The organism is Methylobacterium sp. Leaf91 (genome assembly GCF_001422815.1).
Taxonomy (GTDB): Bacteria; Pseudomonadota; Alphaproteobacteria; order Rhizobiales; family Beijerinckiaceae; genus Methylobacterium.
Window position 1 is genome coordinate 114103 of sequence record NZ_LMMP01000002.1, and the last position, 16221, is coordinate 130323.

The following is a 16221-nucleotide window of genomic DNA, read 5'->3' on the forward strand; positions in this document are numbered from 1 at the left end:
ATGGTCACAGAACGTGCGAACCGGCCAAGCGCACCATCGCAAGACAACTTTCTTGAGCGAGCGGTTTACGGGGTGTGTCGCTCCCGTGCTTCGATGAGCAGCAGACGCCCCACCTCGGATACCGCCCTGGGAAGGACCGCCAGGGGATCGCGCCGTTTTCGCGCGGGCGACGCGGATCGCCGCCATGCCGCCCGGACGGGTGGGATGTGGAGGAACAGAACCGGGCAGGGCTCGGCCAGCGCCTGGAAGTAACTGGCGTTGCACAGGTAGCGGCCAGCATTCCGGGATGGGATCGCCGAAATCCCCTGCCGTTTCAGGCAGACGAGGGCGCGGGCCGCGATGGGGGCTTCGCGCTGCGTCGGTCCCTGACGGTCGAGCCGCAGGGTGGTCGGAATCCGCCCCGATGCATCGCGAAACAGCCGGCTTGCCCGGTTGAGGGCGCGAGCCTCGACGCGAACCCGTTTGGCGCGGCCGGCGACGCCGATCATCAGCACGGCGGCCGGGCTCTGGGCGAGGGCCGGCTTCAACGACTCGGAAAGAGCCACATAGGCGGTGCGCAGGATGAGCGTGCGCACCGGGATCCCGGCGATGCCATGCCGGCCGAGATGTCCGACCCGCCGAGCGAGCGTCTCGCTCGGGTTGCGCGGCATGCCGGGGAAGGGGCCGAACCCGGTGACGAGGAGGTGCCCCCGCGTCACAGCCCGATCAGGGTAGCGATGGCCTCCGCGCCGGCGGCCGGGGAGGATTCGCCTCGCGCCACGCCGGCTTCCGCCTCGGCCGTCTGCTTGCGCACTTCCGGCGAACCGACGAGCCGCTGGTGCAGGCGTTCGTGGACGAGGGCCCACATCCACTTCACGTCCTGAGCGCGGCGCTTCTTGGCGATTTCGCCTGTGGCGGTCAGCTTGTTGCGGTGGTCGACCACCTTGTCCCACATGGCGTCGAGACGCTTGTTGTTGAGGCCGGAAATGGTCACCACCGGCGGGGTCCAGGTCGAACTCGGAGCGCTGAGGATATGGAGCGCCGCCCGGTATTCGCCGGCTGCCGCGTTGGCCCTGCGCTCGCCCTCGCCATCGTCGGCCTTGTTGACCGCGATCATGTCGGCAAGTTCGAGAATGCCCTTCTTGATGCCCTGCAACTCGTCGCCGGCGCCGGGCAGCATCAGCACGAGGAAGAAGTCGGTGAGGTCGGCCACCGCCGTCTCCGACTGGCCGACGCCCACCGTCTCCACCAGGATCACGTCGAATCCCGCGGCCTCGCAGAGAAGCATGGTTTCGCGGGTCTTGGCCGCGACGCCGCCGAGGGTGCCCGATGAGGGGGAGGGGCGGATGAAGGCGTTCGGGTCGAGCGCCAGCTGGGCCATCCGGGTCTTGTCGCCGAGGATCGACCCGCCGGTGCGGCTGGAAGAGGGGTCGACCGCCAGCACCGCTACCTTGTGGCCGGCGGCGGTGAGGTTGGCGCCGAGATTGTCGATCGTGGTGGACTTGCCGACCCCTGGCACCCCCGTGATGCCGACCCGGATCGCCGTGCCGGTCTGGGGAAGCACCGAATCGATGAGGCTGCGCGCTGCGGCGCGATGATCGGCCCGTTTCGATTCCGCTAGCGTGATCGCGCGTGCCAGGGCCGCGCGGTCGCCCGCGAGCAGCCGTTCGCGCAGGGAGTCGATGTCGAGAGAGGGAGGAAGCGCCATGAGCCCTTCATGCCGGGCCGGCTCGGTTTCGTCGAGGGGGCACGTGCCCCTTGAGCTGGCCGGCCTGTACCCGACCGGCCACAGGCCGGCCTCTGCCCGCTATTCACATCGGCCCCCGCCACGCTCATGCCCTGCCATGGTCACGATCGTCACCGACACGGTAGGAGGAGGGGCCGGGACTTGAAGCGCCGGGCCGTCACGAGGCCGTCAGTACGCCATGATCCGAAACCACCTTGTTGGGGCATCCCTGCCGACCCGCCGCTCGCTGTTCCGCGCCGCCGCGCTCATGGGCGCTGCCAGCCTGACGCCGGGCCTCGCCGGCTGCGTCGCCGACGGGCTCGTCACCGGTGGGACGGGTCCCGAGCGCCAGTCGAATCTCGACGTCAGCCCGATCCTGCTGGTGGCAACGACGCGCAAGCCCGTGGGCAACCCGCCCAAGAGCCCGTATTTCAGTTCCGAGCGCGGCCGCGGCCTGAGCTTTGCCGAGGTGCGCCTCTCAGCGCCGGACCGGTCGCTCATCGGCAAGGTCTCCTCCGTGGTGTCTGGCGATTGGGCGGTGACCGCCGTGCCGCAGGTGGAGACCGGGGCGGGCGCGGCGGCGGCTTTCACCCAGGCGGCCTTCGGGCGAGACGTGCTGATTTATGTCCACGGCTACCGAGAGAGCTTCGCTTCGGCGGCAGTCAGCGCAGCCCGACTCTCCGACGGCATACATTTTAGGGGCGCATCGGGCCTGTTCACCTGGCCGTCGGCGGCCGCCACCTTCGATTACGGTTACGACCGCGAGAGCGCTCTGTGGTCACGCGATGCGTTCGAGGACCTGCTGAAGTCGCTGGCGAGTTCACCGAGCGGGGGGCGCATCAACATCGTTGCCCATTCCATGGGAACTCTCCTGACCCTGGAGACCATCCGTATGCTGCGTGCCGAGGCCGGCGAGGCGGCGATGGCGCGGATCGGCGCCATCGTCCTCGCGGCGCCCGATATCGACATCGACCTGTTCACCGGCGCGGTGGAGCGAATGGGGCCGGACGTCTCGAAGATCACGGTGATCTCTTCGACCAACGACCGCGCACTGGAACTCTCCGGTGCCATCGCGGGCGGCGTCGTCCGTGCGGGCGCGGCCGACCGCGAGCGGCTGGAGGCCCTGGGCGTAAGGGTGGCGGATGCGTCCGATTACGGCGGCGGCCTCATCAACCACGACTTGTTCCTGTCGAATCCCGAGGTGCAGGGCGTGGTCAAGCGCGCGATCGGCCGGGCGGCCGGTGGAGCCTGAGCGCAGCACCGCCCCGGACAACGCGAGAGGTCTTGGTGTAAGGTCTTGGCTTGAGGTCTTGGCTTGAGGTCTTGGCTTGAGGTCTTGGCCTCGGCCCCGTTCGCCCCTACACGAGCGGCTGTCGGGCTGACGATTCCCACACCGACGCGGCCGCCTTCCGGCGCGCCCAGAACGAGGATTGTGCGATGTTCACTCTCGATATCGATGGCGTGGCCATCGCGGTCATCAACGGGACCGAGGAAACCGCTCGCGACCTGTTCACCTGCGACGGCTTCAAGGAAGACATCCAGGCGATGAAGAGCGACGGCAAGGTGCTGTGGAACGGCACCTCCGAGCTCAAGATCCGTCCCGCCACCGAGGACGAGATCGAAATCTTCGAGGATGCTCTGGCCGAGGACGATTCGGAGGAAGACGCTCCGTTCGAGCCCGACATGCGTCATGCCAAGAGCGCCGAAGAGCCCGATGAGGACGAAGACGAGGACGGCGAAGACGACGCCGATATCGTGTTCCTCGTGGATATCGACGAGGATGCCGGCCTCGATTCCTAAGGCCTGATCCCGCAGGATCATCTCACGCCGACCGCCTCGCCCGGACACGGGCGGGGCCTTGTATCGCGATCTCCCCTGCCAGCCGTTGACGGCGGCTTCTGCGAGCTATCCCTGAGCCGCTGGGGCATCCGCCGGGATCGGGCAAGGTCTCGAACACAGCATGGGCTCGATGCCTGCGACGAGTCCCGGCACAGAGTGAGGACCGCATGACTTTCCGCTTCGAACACCTCCATCTTCGCAGTCAGGACGCGGTGTCGGCCGCCGGTTTCTACGTGGAGACCTTCGGCGCCCGCGAGCTCACCCGTGACGGCGGCGCCACCGTGACCCGCGTCGTCCTCGACCTCGGTGGGCTCACCCTCTTCATCGAGCATGCACCCGAAGCCGGCCCTTCTGCCACGCCGCCTAACCGGGGTATCGAGCATATCGGCTTGGCGGTCGACGACCTCGACGGCACGGTCGCCGATCTGAAGCGTCGCGGCGTCGCCTTCGTCATCGACATCACCGATGTCCGCCCCGGGCTTCGCACCGCCTTCCTCGATGGGCCGGACGGGGTTCGGATCGAGCTGCTGCAGCGCGGCTGATCCGATCAGTTCGCGGCCGGTCGCGCCGCCTGGGTGGGTATCCTGCCGGGCGGGACCGGCGCGTCGCCCATGGCCTTGGCGGGTGCCACCGGCGCCGTCTTCTTCGGCGTAATGGAGCCCGTGATGACCGCATCCCGCATCGGTACCGCTGGCGAGTCGATGCCGTAGATGTCGTCGCGGAAATGGGCGCGACCATCCGGCGTGGCGTAGCCGGTGAGATACACGAAGGTCACCGGGATCTGTTTCGGCAGCTTGATGTCGACCCGCTCGTTGGTGGCGATGTTGGCCTCGATCTCCATCGGTCCCCAGGTCGAGCCGGGGCCGTTGGGGCCGGGCGTACCCTCCAGCAGCCAGCCCGCCAGTTCCTTCACCTGAGCCACCCGCACGCAGCCGTGCGAGTGGAACCGCACCTCGCGGGCGAACAGCGATTTCGACGGCGTGTCGTGCATGTAGACCGCCTGCTTGTTCGGCATGTCGATGCGGACCTGACCGAGGGAATTATCGAGGCCCGAATCCTGGCGAAGCGTGTAATTCGCCGCCTTCTCGCCCGCCCAGTCGATCGTCGTCGGATCGACCTCGACGCCGCCGGGGCCGAGGATGCGGATCCGCTCGCGGGCGAGATAGCCCGGGTCTTTCCGCATCTTGGGGATGATCTCCTTCTTGATGATGGAGACCGGCAGGGTCCAGGTCGGGTTGAGGTTCACGTCGGTGATGCGCGCCTCGATCCTCGGCGTCGCCTTGTCGGGCTTGCCGACCACGGCCACGTAGCGGCGCACGACGACGCCGTTCTCCACCGCCTCCACGGCGGCGGAGGGAATGTTCACCACCACGTAACGGTCGCCATAAGGAAAGTTGGAGCCGATTTGCCGCGCGGCCGAGGCCGAGAGCTGGCGCTGGCGGGTCGCCGCCGGCACGTTGAGGGCGGTCACTGTCTGGCGGCCGATCATGCCGGTCTCGGGCAGGCCGTGGCGGGCCTGGAACGCCTTCACCGCCGAAACGAGGACGGGGTCGAGCAGGTCCGAACTCGGCACGCCGGCCGGCAGGTCCCCGGTGAGCACGAGGTGCTGTCGGAGTGCAGGGATGTTCGGGTCGCGGGCACCCGGCTTGATCGTCAGATCGGCGGGCAGCGTGCCCCAGCCGCCGGCATCGACGATGGCCTGGTAGCGCTCCGCCATGCGGAACGTATCGAGGAAGGTCGAGGGGGCAAGCGTCGGCACCGGATCGTCAGAGACCCGCGCCACCACGAGGGGAGGGAGTTCCCGGGATTTCTTCGGCGCCGCCGGAGCCGGCTCCGCTCCCTGAGCCAGCGGGGCGGATTGCGGGGCCGCGTTCCCCGATGTTTGTGCGGATTTCGGGGCCGCATCGGTTTTCGGGCTGGACTCGGCCCTGGCAGCAGGCTTGGCGGTGGCGGGTGGGGCCTCCGGAAGGGATGGAGCCGGTTCGGCTCGAACTCCTGTGAGGCACAGCATCAGCGCGAGCGGCGACAGGCCGGCACGCAGGATCGACGGGAACACGACGCAACGCGACGACACAGGCAACCCTCGTGAGCAGAGAGGTCCGGATCATGCGGGCCGGATGGTTACCAAGTTCCCACCCATTCCCATCCGCAGGCCCTGACAAATCGGGACGCCTCGCCCTACCTCCAGGCCAATCCGAAACGTCGAGGAGGTCAGGCCATGATTCATCATCCCGCGATCCGGAGTGGCGGCACGGCCGTCGTGACGGGGGCCGCGAGCGGCATCGGCCTCGCCGCCGCCAAGCGGTTCGCCGCCTCGGGCATGAGGATCGTCCTCGCCGACCTGCCCGGCGAGACGCTGGAGACGGCGCGTGCGGAGATTGCGGCGACGGGCGCTCAGGTTGTGGCGTGCCCCACCGATGTCGGCCGGCGCGAGGACGTGGAGGCCTTGCGCGAGGCGGCGGGCGGGCCACCCGCCATCGTCATGCTCAATGCCGGCATCGAAGCGGGCGGCCGCCTCTTCTCGGACGAGGCGACGTGGCGGCGCATCCTCGACACCAACCTCTGGGGCGTGGTCAACGGTATCCAGGCCTTCGCGCCCGCCATGGCCGAGGCGAGCGCACCCGGCGCGATCATCGTCACCGGCTCGAAACAGGGGATCACCACGCCGCCGGGCAACACGCCCTACAATGTCTCGAAGGCGGGCGTGAAAGTGGTCGCCGAGGCCCTGGCTCACGACCTGCGCGGGCGCGACGGGGCCAAGGTCAGCGTGCATCTCCTCATTCCGGGCTTCGTCTATACCGGCCTCACCAGGGCGCGGGGCGTGGCCGAGAAGCCCGACGCCGCCTGGACACCGGAGCAGACGGTGGAGTTCATGATCGAAGCGATGGGGCACGGGGACTTCTACATCCTCTGCCCCGACAACGAGACCACCCGCGCCCAGGATGAACGTCGCATCGCCTGGACGGCGGGCGACGTGATCGAGAACCGGCCCGCGCTCTCGCGCTGGCACCCCGATTACGCGGATGCCTTCAAGCGCCATATGGGCTGAGCGGGAGCTCGGCCCTTTTATCGGCCGATTGGCCTGTTGAAGCTTGGGCGTGCGCTTGGTCCCGGCTATGGCGGGTGCCTTGCATGGTACGGGACGGATGTCGGTCCTCACGAACGCGATCCACGGCAACAGCCCCGTCATCGGGGATATCAGAACGGGAGCCGCCCTTTGGCCACCATCATCCCAGTCGCTTCCTTCGATTGCGTCGTGTTCGGCGCCACCGGCGATCTGACCACGCGCAAGCTGTTGCCGGCCCTGTACTACCGCTACAAGGACGGCCAGATCCCCGGCACCAGCCGCATCATCGGCGCATCGCGCTCGGAGATGAGCGCCGATGCCTTTCGCGAGCGCGCACGCGATGCGCTCAAGCGCTTCGTCCCGGCCCGAGATCTCGTCGAGGACAAGCTCGGCGCCTTCCTCGATCACCTCGATTACGTGGCCGTGGACGGGGCCGGCGACGACGGCTGGGAGGATCTCGCCGCCAAGCTCGCGGAGCGGCCGGACCAGGTCCGGCCGTATTATCTTGCCACCTCGCCCGACCTCTACGGCTCCATCTGCCGTAACCTGTCCGTCCATGGCCTCATCGGCGAAAAATCGCGGGTGGTGCTGGAGAAGCCGATCGGCAAGGATCTGAAATCGGCCCGCGCCATCAATGACGCGGTCGGCGAGGTCTTCCCCGAAGAGCAGATCTTCCGCATCGACCATTACCTCGGCAAGGAGACGGTGCAGAACCTATTGGCCCTGCGCTTCGCCAACACGATCTTCGAGCGTCTCTGGACAGCGGACGTCATCGATCACGTGCAGATCACCGTGGGCGAGACGGTGGGTGTCGAGGGCCGGGCCGGCTATTACGACACGTCGGGCGCGCTGCGCGACATGGTGCAGAACCACCTGCTGCAGCTCCTCTGCCTGATGGCGATGGAGAGCCCGCTCACACTCGATGCCAACTCGGTACGGGACGAGAAGCTGAAAGTGCTGCGTGCGCTGAAGCCGATCACGCCCCACGATGTCCAGTCCGTCACCGTGCGCGGCCAGTACGCGGCCGGCGCAGTGGACGGCAAGCCGGTCCAGGGTTACCGCGCCGATCTCGGCGGCGAGACGGAGAGCCGCACGGAGACCTTCGTCGCTCTGAAGCTGGAGGTGCAGTCCTGGCGCTGGGCGGGCGTGCCGTTCTACATCCGCACGGGCAAGCGCCTGCCCCAGAAGCTCTCCGAAATCGTGGTGCAGTTCCGCGCCTCTCCCTTCTCGATCTTCCCGGCCGAATCGTTCGGGCGCGAGCCCAACCGCCTCGTCATCCGGCTTCAGCCGGAGGAGGGGATCAAGCTGGAAGTGATGACGAAGGACCCCGGTCCGGGCGGCATGCGGCTGCGCCCCACCAATCTCGACATCTCGTTCGAAGAGACCTTCAAGCAGCGCTATCCCGATGCCTACGAGCGCCTCTTGATGGACGTGGTGCGCGGCAACGCCACCCTGTTCATGCGCCGCGACGAGGTGGAGGTGGCCTGGGCCTGGGCCGATTCGCTGCTGAAGGCCTGGGCCGATCGGCCCGAGCCGCCCCGCGCCTATCCGGCCGGCAGCTGGGGGCCCACCGCCGCCATCGCGCTGATCGAGCGGGATGGACGGACCTGGCACGAGGAGGTGCACTGACCGGAGGGAGGCTGCACACAGGAGAGAAGTTATTTGTGTGAGGCCAATAAAAACAACTAATCGGGCACTCCCTCGACAGGCCGTTGCCCGACGCCTACACGTCTGGAGAGTATCGCCCCTCCAACATCAAGACCTACGCCCCCATGGAAAAGCTCGACTCGGCGATCGGGATCAATCGTCGCTACCTCCATGACGAAGTCGTGGACCGGATGCGGGATCTGATTCAGTCGGGAGAGCTCGAACCGCGCGCGCGGGTGAATGAAAGCGAGCTTACCGAGCGGTTCGGCATCTCGCGCACACCGCTTCGCGAAGCGATCAAGATCCTCGCCACCGAGGGGCTGCTCGAATTGCTGCCGAACCGGGGCGCCCGGGTGGCCAGCCTGTCTCAGGCCGAAATCGAGGAGATGATCGAGGTCATCGCCGGACTCGAGGCGACGGCCGCCGATCTCGCCTGCCGCACGATCGGCGACGACGAGATCGCCGCCATCGAGCAGGACCATCACGACATGGTCAAGGCCTGGAAGGACGGCGAGGAAGCCACGTATTTCCGGCTCAACCGCGCGATCCACGAGGCGATCATGGCGGCCAGCCGCAACTCGGTGCTGGGCACCATCTATGCGAGCCTGTCCGGCCGCATTCAGCGATCGCGCTACGCTGTCCACCAAACCGCCGAGCAATGGAGTCGGGCCGTCTCCGAGCATGAGCGGATGATCGCGCTGCTCCACGCCCGCGATGGCGAGGCGCTGGCCACGGTCATGCGCGACCATATCCGCTCGAAGACCCCGGTCATCGCCGAGAATTTCGGCGCCGGCGAGTGAAGGACCGGGACTTGGTATCACCCCGGCATTCCGCGATGGGCAATCCCGAAGGTCCTCTATCCGGGGCCCGGGACGCCGTGGCGTAACGACGTTGGGCGGTGCTGCTCAGGCCGCGCGGATCGTTGCGAGGAACTGAGCCACTTCCGCGTTGAGATGCTCCGATTCGCGCGAGAGTTCGGAGGCCGAAGCCAGGACCTGGGAGGCCGCGGCGCCCGTCTCCTCGGCGGCGCCCGCCACGCCCGCGATGGTGGTCGTCACCTCGCCGGTCCCCTCCGCGGCCTGGTTGATGTTGCGCACGATTTCCTGCGTCGCCGCACCCTGCTCCTCGACTGCCGCAGCGATCGACGTCGCAACGGTGCTGATCTCGCGGATGCGGGCCGTGATGGTCTCGATGGCCGTGACGGCCTGACCGGTGGAGCCCTGGATCCGGCTGATCTGGCTGCCGATCTCGTCTGTCGCCCGCGCGGTCTGGTTGGCGAGTTCCTTGACCTCCGCCGCCACGACGGCGAAGCCTCGGCCCGCCTCACCGGCGCGCGCGGCCTCGATGGTGGCGTTCAACGCGAGGAGGTTGGTCTGGCCCGCGATGGTGGCGATCATCGCGACGACGTCGCCGATCTTTGCGGCCGCATCGCTCAGATCCTTCATCTGTGCACCTGTCCGCGTCGCATCCTCCACCGCACGGTGAGCCAAGCTAGTGGAGCCATCGACCTGACGGCCGATCTCCATGACGGACGAGCCGAGCTCCTCGGCCGCCGCCGCCACCATGGTGACGTTGGTGCCCGCCTGCTCCGCCGCTGCCGCCACGGACACCGATTGCTGCGCGGTCTGCGTCGCCGTGCCCGACATGCTCTGGGAGGTCGCGCGCAACTGGGTCGCCGCCGCCGAGACGCGGGTCAGGATATCGCCGACCGCATTCTCGAAACCATCGGCCAACGCGAGGGCGGCGATCTTGCGCTGGGTCTCTGAATCAGCACGGGCCTGCGCGGTTTCGGCTTCCAGGATACGGGTCCGCACCAGATTGTCCCGGAACGTGTCGAGGGTACCGGCCATCGCGCCGATCTCGTCGGTCCGCCCGATACCGGGGATCGCCACATCGGTCTCGCCGGAGGCCAGCCGACGCATAGCCGCCGTGATCCGCTCGATGGGACGTGACACGCCGAGGAGAGCGAACGCCATGGCGGCCAGCGCCATGGCGACGGAAATGGCGAGCATCGTCCGTGTGGTGAGGACCGCCTCGGCCTGTTCTTCGCGCGCCGCCACGCTCGCGGCGGTCCCGGCCTGCCCATTGAGCTCTACGAGCTTGCGCGCGGCGGCGGTCGCGGCGAGGTACTCGGCATTCATCGGGCCGCGAAAGCGCTCGGTCAGCGACGCGCGCTGGCTGGTATCGATCTCGAGCAGGGCGTTCCAACCCTTCTGCAGGACCTGCCATTTGGCGGAGAAGTCCTCGAACAACGCCTGTTCCGATGGCGAGCTGATGAGCGGAAGATAGGCTGCTCTGCCCTTCTCGGCGTTTTGAATCATGTCGCCGACGTTCTTGATGCTCAGGGCACGCTCGGACTCGTCATCCGCCATCAGATACCGGAACTGCCAAAGGCGGGTCCGCATGACCAGCGCGCTCAGGCTATGGGCCGCATCGACGGAGGGGAGCGCGTTCGAGGCCAGCAATTCGATACGGCCACCGATGGCGTCGAGCTTCCGCAAGGCAACCACACCCTGCACCGTCGTAATGATGGCGAGCGCGGTGAAGAGGCCGATGAGCGTTGTCTTGATGGAGGGGCGCATGAAACGGTCCAGGGTAACGAGCGAGTCTGTGCAAGAGCGCCGTAACCATGGGGGGCAATCCCTAATGATTATTTTGCCCCCGCCCGAAAGCCTCATGAGAGACATCGACTGTTGTCATCAGGCCGATCTCACGCTGCGTTGTTGATCGAGCGCAGATTGACCACTAGATCGGAAAAGCGGTCACCCTGCACGATGACGTGCGCACGCAGTCGGTCCGCCGCTGCGATCTCGTCGCCGGCGACGATGGCGGCGACGATAGCTTCGTGCTCGGCGAGGGATTGCCCGAGCCTGTGGCGCGCTCGCAACTGCATCCGGCGGAACGGGGTCAGGCGCCGGTGCAGGAGCCGCGCCTGCTCGCACAGGAAGTCGTTGCGGCAGGCCCGATAAATCACTGTATGGAAGACGTAGTTCTCTTGGTAGTAGGTCTCGGGGTCGCCATCCGCCGCTGCTACGGCACAGGCTGCGAGAGCCTGTTTCAGGGCCTTCTCGTCGGCCGGAATCAGCCGGCGCGCGGCGAGCCGGCCGCATGAGGCCTCGATTTCTGCCATCGTCTCGAACATGGCGATGAGCAACTCAGGATCGGGGGCGCTCACGATGGCACCCCGGCGCGGCTTGATCTCCACGAGGCCGGTCATCGCGAGTTGCAGCAGAGCCTCACGGATCGGCGTGCGCGAGACTCCGAAGCGCTCTGCAAGCTCGGTTTCATCGAGGCGTGAGCCGAGGGCCAACCGGCCATCCACGATCTCCGTCTCGATCGTCTGCCGGAGGCTGAGCGATCGGCTCATAGCGATTCTATCCTTGCGTTTCCAATCGAAATTCGCATTCGCTATTATTCATGGGCGTTGACAAAATATACAAGACATAGTTCGCTGGTATATCGAATGGGCGTTGCAGTATAAATGTTGCGCCGCAATACAGCGAGACCGCAAAGGTCCGCATGGGAGAGACGCCATGACGTTGACACGCCGCGCCCTCGTCGCATCCGGCCTCGCCGCCCCCGCCATCCTGTCGATGGGGTTGAAGGCACAGGCGGCCACCACACTGAAGCTCTCCCACCAGTTCCCCGGCGGCACGATCGATGAGGGCGATTTCCGCGATCGCATGTGCCGGAAGTTCGCCGCCATGCTGGCCGAGCGGTCGAAGGGCGCGCTGGAGGTGCAGGTCTATCCGGGCTCGTCCCTGATGAAGACGAACGCCCAGTTCGGTGCCATGCGCAAAGGCGCGCTCGACCTGTCGCTCTACCCGTCACCTTACGCGGGCGGCGAGGTGGCCGAGATGAATATCGGCCTGATGCCGGCGCTGGTGAGTTCCTACGAGCAGGCCATCGCCTGGAAGAAGGCGCCGGTCGGCCGGAAGATCACCGAGATCCTCGATTCGAAGGGCATCCTCCTCGTGTCGTGGGTCTGGCAATCGGGCGGCGTCGCCAGCCGCGAGCGTCCCCTTTACGCGCCCGCGGATGCCAAGGGCCTCAAGGTGCGCGGCGGCTCGCGTGAAATGGACCTGATGATGAAGCAGGCGGGTGCGGCCACCCTGTCGATCCCGTCGAGCGAATCCTACGCCGCCATGCAGACCGGCGCCTGCGATGCGGTCATCACCTCCTCCACCAGCCTGATCTCGTTCCGCCTGGAGGAACTGTCGAAGTCTCTCACCTCGGGTCGCGAGCGCTCCTACTGGTTCATGCTCGAGCCGATCATGATGTCGAAGATCGCGTTCGACCGCCTGCCCAAGGACCAGCAGGATCTCATCATGGCGATCGGAGCCGAACTCGAACCCTTCGGCCAAGCCGGCGCCAAGGCGGACGACACCAAGGTCGAGGAGATCTTCACCAAGGCCGGGGCCAAGGTTCAGAACCTCGACGAGAAGACCCTCGGTCAGTGGCGCGACATCGCCCGCGAGACCGCCTGGAAGGACTTCGCGGGCAAGTCCGCGAGCTGCGCCGAGCTCCTCAAGCTGGCGGAGCAGGTCTCGTGAGCCACGCCTTCGACGCGGCCTCGGCCGCTTCCGAGACCGCCACGGCCGCGCCCGAACCCCGGATTCCCGGGATTCTCGGGCATCTCGACAGGGGGATGAAGGCCATCAACCGGGTGATCATGCTGCTCGGCGGCATTGCCCTGGTCTGTGCCTGCCTCGTGCTCAGCTACAGCGTGGTCGTGCGCTACGCCCTGCACGAGCCCACCGACTGGCAGGACGAGATGGCGGTGTTCCTCATCGTGGGGGCCACCTTCTTCTCCGCCGCCGCCGTGCAGGCCAAGCGCGGCCACGTGGCGATTGAGGCCCTGAGCGGCCTGCTCTCGCCCCGTGTGAACCGCGCCCGCCTGTTGATGGCCGACATCATTAGCATCGTGTTCGTCACGTTCTTCGCCTGGAAGAGCTGGACCCTGCTGCACGAGGCCTGGGTAGACGGCCAGGTTTCGCAATCCTCCTGGGGCCCGCCCCTGTGGATTCCCTACGCGCTGATGGCGGTGGGGATGACCTTCCTCGGCCTGCAATTCCTATTGCAGATCATCGAGGCGCTGACCTACGGCCCGCGCGCGGCCGGCTGGGCCAATCCGAAGGTCGGCCTCGGCGCCGATCTCAATGCACCTTCCCTCAAGACGGGCACCCACCCATGAGCGTCGCGGCCATCGGCTTCCTCTATGCGGGCGCCACGCTCAGCGCGATGCTCGCCGGCATTCCCATCGCCTTCGCGCTCGGCTTCGTGGCGCTGGCCTTCATGTTCTTCTTCATGCCCGGCGCCTCCCTCGATACGGTGGCGCAGAACGTCTACGAGGAGATGGCCTCCATCACCCTCCTGTCGATCCCGCTCTTCATCCTGAAAGGCGCAGCCATCGGCCGTAGCCGGGCGGGCCAGGACCTCTACTCGGCCATGCATGCCTGGATGCACAAGATTCCGGGCGGCCTCGGCATCGCCAACGTCTTCGCCTGCGCGCTCTTCGCCGCCATGGCGGGATCCTCGCCCGCCACCTGCTCGGCCATCGGCTCGGCGGGCATCCCGGAGATGAGGAAGCGCGGCTACTCGCCGGGCTTCGCCGCCGGCATCATCGCGGCGGGCGGTACCCTCGGCATCCTGCTGCCGCCCTCCATCACCATGATCCTCTACGCTGTAGCCGCCGAGCAGTCGCTCGGACGCCTGTTCCTCGCCGGCATCGGGCCGGGCATGCTCCTGGTCGGGCTGTTCGCCGCCTGGTCGGTCTATCGCTTCCGCTCGGAATACGCCGCCGCGAAAGACGCCTATGAGCGTCACGGCACCGCCTCGGCCATCCTGGCCGAGGACACCTACAGCATGCGCCAGCGCTTCTCGACGCTGCCGCGCGTGCTGCCCTTCGTGATCCTGCTCACCGGCGTGATGGTGGCGCTCTATGGCGGCTATGCCACGCCCTCCGAGACGGCGGGCCTCGGTGGCCTGCTGGCCCTTGGGCTCATCGCCATCATCTACGGCGTCTGGCGCCCGAAAGACGTGAATCCGATCCTCGCCGCGACCCTGCGGGAATCGACCATGCTGATGCTCATCATCGGCATGTCGCTCCTCTACGCCTACGTGATGAGCTACCTGCACATCTCCCAATCGGCGGCGGCCGCCATCGTGGCGATGCAGCTGTCCAAATGGGTGCTGTTGGTGACGATCCTCGGCCTCGTGATCCTGCTCGGCTTCTTCCTGCCGCCGGTCTCGATCATCCTGATGACCGCGCCGATCATCCTGCCGCCGCTGAAGGCCGCCGGGTTCGACCTCGTCTGGTTCGGCGTGGTGATGACCATCACCATGGAGATGGGGCTGATCCACCCGCCGGTGGGCCTCAACATCTTCGTCATCAAGAACATCGCCCCCGACATCCCGCTGAAAGACATCATCTGGGGCACGCTGCCCTTCGTGATCCTGATGGCCGTGGCGATCCTGATCCTCTGCCTCGTCCCCGGGATCGCCATGTGGCTCCCGAACTGGCTGTTGCCGACGACGCGGTAGGAATTCAGAGCGGTCGGCGACGGGCGGTTCGGACCCTAACAGTCCGGACCGCCTTTCGGCGTCCGGAACAGGCTGGTTCATCTCGACCTGACGCCTCGATGTAATTACAATAGTGTCGTTACACCGAGGCGGTGATGCTGCGTTTCATCTGGGACCCGGTCAAAGCCGCGAGCAATCTCAGAAAGCACCGCGTCACCTTCGCGATCGCCACGCGCGTCTTCGCCGATCCATACGCGCTCATGGAGCAGGATCGGATCGAAGGCGGCGAGCGCCGCTGGTTGACGGTCGGTCTCGTCGACGGATTGCTGGTTCTGGCGGTCGCATGCACCGTCACGGACGAGGAGGACGGTTCGGAGACAATCCGGATCATCTCGGCCCGGGTGGCGGATTGACGGGAACGGAGGTTCTATGAGCAATAACGATCACGTCGGATATGAATTCGATCCTCATCATCCGCCGGCTCTCACCGCTGCGGAGAGAGCCGAAATCGAAGCGCTGGCCGCCTTGCCGGATGACGATATCGACCGGTCTGATATCCCACCGCTCACGGAGACCTTCTTCGCGGGTGCCGTCCGCAACCCGTTCTACCGACCGATCAAAATGCAGCTTACCACACGGGTCGATGCCGACGTCCTGGCTTGGCTGAAAGCCGGCGGCCGCGGCTATCAGACCAAGCTCAATGCGATCCTGCGACAGGCGATGCTGCGCGAAGCCGCCAAGGATTAGAACCTCGAGCCGAAATGCCGATTTGGATCAAGGCCCCCGACCTGCGTGGCTCAGCCGTCAGAACCGCTCGGTCACGAAAGCCTCCGCCTCCGGCGAGGTCTCCGTCGATTCGGTGCGCAGCAGGCCGATGACCTCGGCGGCGTCTTTAGCCACGAGGTAGTTCAGCTCCAGCCCCTCGCGGATGAAGCCCTGGTCGCGCATATGGTCGAGGAGCGTCAGCAGGGGTGTCCAGAAATCGGCGATCGAGAGCAGCAGGATCGGCTTCTTGTGCCGGCCGAGCTGCGCCCAGGTCAGCTGTTCCACGAGTTCCTCGAGGGTTCCGATGCCGCCCGGCAGCGCCACGAAGGCGTCCGACCGCTCGAACATCAGGCGCTTGCGGGTATGCATGTCGCCGACGACGATCGTCTCCTGGATGTCGTCGAGCATCCGCTCGCGCGATTTCAGGAAGTCGGGGATGATGCCGGTGACATGGCCGCCGGCATCGAGCACTGCCTGCGCGACTGTGCCCATCAGCCCGACATTGCCGCCGCCATAGACGAGGCCGAGCCCGGCATCCGCCAGGGCGCGGCCAAGCGTCGCCGCGGCCTCGGCGAAGGCCGGATCGCCGCCGAAGCCCGAGCCGCAATAGACGCAGACATTCTTCACCGCGGCCATGCCGAGCCTCCCACGGTGAGGGGCAGACAGGCACCGCCCA

At 66.7% G+C, this 16221-nt stretch carries 17 protein-coding genes; 11 read left to right on the forward strand and 6 right to left on the reverse strand.

Annotated features, from left to right (window positions below):
• Positions 1 to 65 precede the first annotated feature (65 nt).
• Both ASF32_RS03215 and meaB read right to left on the reverse strand, forming a co-directional pair.
• Positions 66 to 698 (reverse strand): peptidase C15, encoded by a 633-nt coding sequence (locus ASF32_RS03215; protein WP_056423614.1) that lies wholly within the window; start codon positions 696 to 698, stop codon positions 66 to 68.
• Positions 695 to 1687: a methylmalonyl Co-A mutase-associated GTPase MeaB gene (meaB, locus tag ASF32_RS03220; RefSeq protein ID WP_056423616.1), complete on the reverse strand. Its 993-nt coding sequence runs from the start codon at positions 1685 to 1687 to the stop codon at positions 695 to 697. Before meaB ends, ASF32_RS03215 begins: the two co-directional genes overlap by 4 nt.
• Positions 1688 to 1904: 217 nt before the next feature.
• Between meaB and ASF32_RS03225 the strand changes: the two genes are divergently transcribed.
• The 3 genes from ASF32_RS03225 (at position 1905) to ASF32_RS03235 (ending at position 4086) form a co-directional block, all read left to right on the forward strand.
• Positions 1905 to 2957 carry an alpha/beta hydrolase gene (locus tag ASF32_RS03225; RefSeq protein ID WP_056423623.1) on the forward strand — a complete coding sequence of 351 codons (1053 nt, stop codon included), beginning with the start codon at positions 1905 to 1907 and terminating at the stop codon, positions 2955 to 2957.
• A gap of 185 nt (positions 2958 to 3142) precedes the next feature.
• Entirely contained in the window at positions 3143 to 3505 is a 363-nt protein-coding gene (locus ASF32_RS03230) for a hypothetical protein (protein WP_018045358.1), read from the forward strand.
• A 206-nt stretch (positions 3506 to 3711) separates the two neighbouring features.
• Entirely contained in the window at positions 3712 to 4086 is a 375-nt protein-coding gene (locus tag ASF32_RS03235; protein ID WP_056423625.1) for a VOC family protein, read from the forward strand.
• Between the two features lie 5 nt (positions 4087 to 4091).
• Here the strand turns inward: ASF32_RS03235 and ASF32_RS03240 are convergent, their stop codons facing one another.
• On the reverse strand, positions 4092 to 5618 hold the full coding sequence (locus ASF32_RS03240) for a L,D-transpeptidase family protein (RefSeq protein ID WP_056423627.1): 1527 nt from the start codon (positions 5616 to 5618) through the stop codon (positions 4092 to 4094).
• Positions 5619 to 5762: 144 nt separating this feature from the next.
• Between ASF32_RS03240 and ASF32_RS03245 the strand changes: the two genes are divergently transcribed.
• The 3 genes from ASF32_RS03245 (at position 5763) to ASF32_RS03255 (ending at position 9058) form a co-directional block, all read left to right on the forward strand.
• Positions 5763 to 6593 carry an SDR family NAD(P)-dependent oxidoreductase gene (locus tag ASF32_RS03245; protein ID WP_056423630.1) on the forward strand — a complete coding sequence of 277 codons (831 nt, stop codon included), beginning with the start codon at positions 5763 to 5765 and terminating at the stop codon, positions 6591 to 6593.
• A 168-nt stretch (positions 6594 to 6761) separates the two neighbouring features.
• Entirely contained in the window at positions 6762 to 8240 is a 1479-nt protein-coding gene (gene zwf, locus ASF32_RS03250; RefSeq protein WP_056423632.1) for a glucose-6-phosphate dehydrogenase, read from the forward strand.
• 143 nt (positions 8241 to 8383) lie between these two features.
• Entirely contained in the window at positions 8384 to 9058 is a 675-nt protein-coding gene (locus ASF32_RS03255) for a GntR family transcriptional regulator (protein WP_056423634.1), read from the forward strand.
• Positions 9059 to 9163: 105 nt separating this feature from the next.
• Here the strand turns inward: ASF32_RS03255 and ASF32_RS03260 are convergent, their stop codons facing one another.
• Entirely contained in the window at positions 9164 to 10840 is a 1677-nt protein-coding gene (locus ASF32_RS03260) for a methyl-accepting chemotaxis protein (protein ID WP_056423635.1), read from the reverse strand.
• 128 nt (positions 10841 to 10968) lie between these two features.
• A complete protein-coding gene (locus ASF32_RS03265) occupies positions 10969 to 11625 on the reverse strand; it encodes a GntR family transcriptional regulator (protein ID WP_056423636.1) in 657 nt (218 codons plus the stop codon).
• 166 nt (positions 11626 to 11791) lie between these two features.
• Between ASF32_RS03265 and dctP the strand changes: the two genes are divergently transcribed.
• The 5 genes from dctP to ASF32_RS03290 all read left to right on the forward strand — a co-directional run bounded on the left by dctP (position 11792) and on the right by ASF32_RS03290 (position 15527).
• Positions 11792 to 12811 (forward strand): TRAP transporter substrate-binding protein DctP, encoded by a 1020-nt coding sequence (dctP, locus tag ASF32_RS03270; protein WP_056423638.1) that lies wholly within the window; start codon positions 11792 to 11794, stop codon positions 12809 to 12811.
• Positions 12808 to 13452 carry a TRAP transporter small permease gene (locus ASF32_RS03275; RefSeq protein WP_056423640.1) on the forward strand — a complete coding sequence of 215 codons (645 nt, stop codon included), beginning with the start codon at positions 12808 to 12810 and terminating at the stop codon, positions 13450 to 13452. Before dctP ends, ASF32_RS03275 begins: the two co-directional genes overlap by 4 nt.
• Complete coding sequence (locus tag ASF32_RS03280) at positions 13449 to 14801, forward strand: TRAP transporter large permease (RefSeq protein ID WP_056423642.1); 1353 nt, start codon at positions 13449 to 13451, stop codon at positions 14799 to 14801. Before ASF32_RS03275 ends, ASF32_RS03280 begins: the two co-directional genes overlap by 4 nt.
• Positions 14802 to 14932: 131 nt before the next feature.
• Positions 14933 to 15193, forward strand: coding sequence for a BrnT family toxin (locus ASF32_RS03285; protein ID WP_056423644.1), 261 nt, complete (start codon positions 14933 to 14935; stop codon positions 15191 to 15193).
• A 16-nt stretch (positions 15194 to 15209) separates the two neighbouring features.
• Entirely contained in the window at positions 15210 to 15527 is a 318-nt protein-coding gene (locus ASF32_RS03290) for a BrnA antitoxin family protein (RefSeq protein WP_056423646.1), read from the forward strand.
• 57 nt (positions 15528 to 15584) lie between these two features.
• Here the strand turns inward: ASF32_RS03290 and ASF32_RS03295 are convergent, their stop codons facing one another.
• Positions 15585 to 16181: a TIGR00730 family Rossman fold protein gene (locus tag ASF32_RS03295; protein WP_056423647.1), complete on the reverse strand. Its 597-nt coding sequence runs from the start codon at positions 16179 to 16181 to the stop codon at positions 15585 to 15587.
• Positions 16182 to 16221: the final 40 nt, after the last annotated feature.

What these genes read in the sequence shown, in the direction of transcription:
- ASF32_RS03295 (WP_056423647.1), bottom strand. Translation starts at nt 16,181, where the DNA reads ATGGCCGCGGTGAAGAATGTCTGCGTCTATTGCGGCTCGGGCTTCGGC.
- ASF32_RS03230 (WP_018045358.1), top strand. Translation starts at nt 3,143, where the DNA reads ATGTTCACTCTCGATATCGATGGCGTGGCCATCGCGGTCATCAACGGG.
- meaB (WP_056423616.1), bottom strand. Translation starts at nt 1,687, where the DNA reads ATGGCGCTTCCTCCCTCTCTCGACATCGACTCCCTGCGCGAACGGCTG.
- dctP (WP_056423638.1), top strand. Translation starts at nt 11,792, where the DNA reads ATGACGTTGACACGCCGCGCCCTCGTCGCATCCGGCCTCGCCGCCCCC.
- ASF32_RS03225 (WP_056423623.1), top strand. Translation starts at nt 1,905, where the DNA reads ATGATCCGAAACCACCTTGTTGGGGCATCCCTGCCGACCCGCCGCTCG.
- ASF32_RS03255 (WP_056423634.1), top strand. Translation starts at nt 8,384, where the DNA reads ATGGAAAAGCTCGACTCGGCGATCGGGATCAATCGTCGCTACCTCCAT.
- ASF32_RS03290 (WP_056423646.1), top strand. Translation starts at nt 15,210, where the DNA reads ATGAGCAATAACGATCACGTCGGATATGAATTCGATCCTCATCATCCG.
- ASF32_RS03235 (WP_056423625.1), top strand. Translation starts at nt 3,712, where the DNA reads ATGACTTTCCGCTTCGAACACCTCCATCTTCGCAGTCAGGACGCGGTG.
- ASF32_RS03260 (WP_056423635.1), bottom strand. Translation starts at nt 10,840, where the DNA reads ATGCGCCCCTCCATCAAGACAACGCTCATCGGCCTCTTCACCGCGCTC.
- ASF32_RS03245 (WP_056423630.1), top strand. Translation starts at nt 5,763, where the DNA reads ATGATTCATCATCCCGCGATCCGGAGTGGCGGCACGGCCGTCGTGACG.
- ASF32_RS03265 (WP_056423636.1), bottom strand. Translation starts at nt 11,625, where the DNA reads ATGAGCCGATCGCTCAGCCTCCGGCAGACGATCGAGACGGAGATCGTG.
- ASF32_RS03280 (WP_056423642.1), top strand. Translation starts at nt 13,449, where the DNA reads ATGAGCGTCGCGGCCATCGGCTTCCTCTATGCGGGCGCCACGCTCAGC.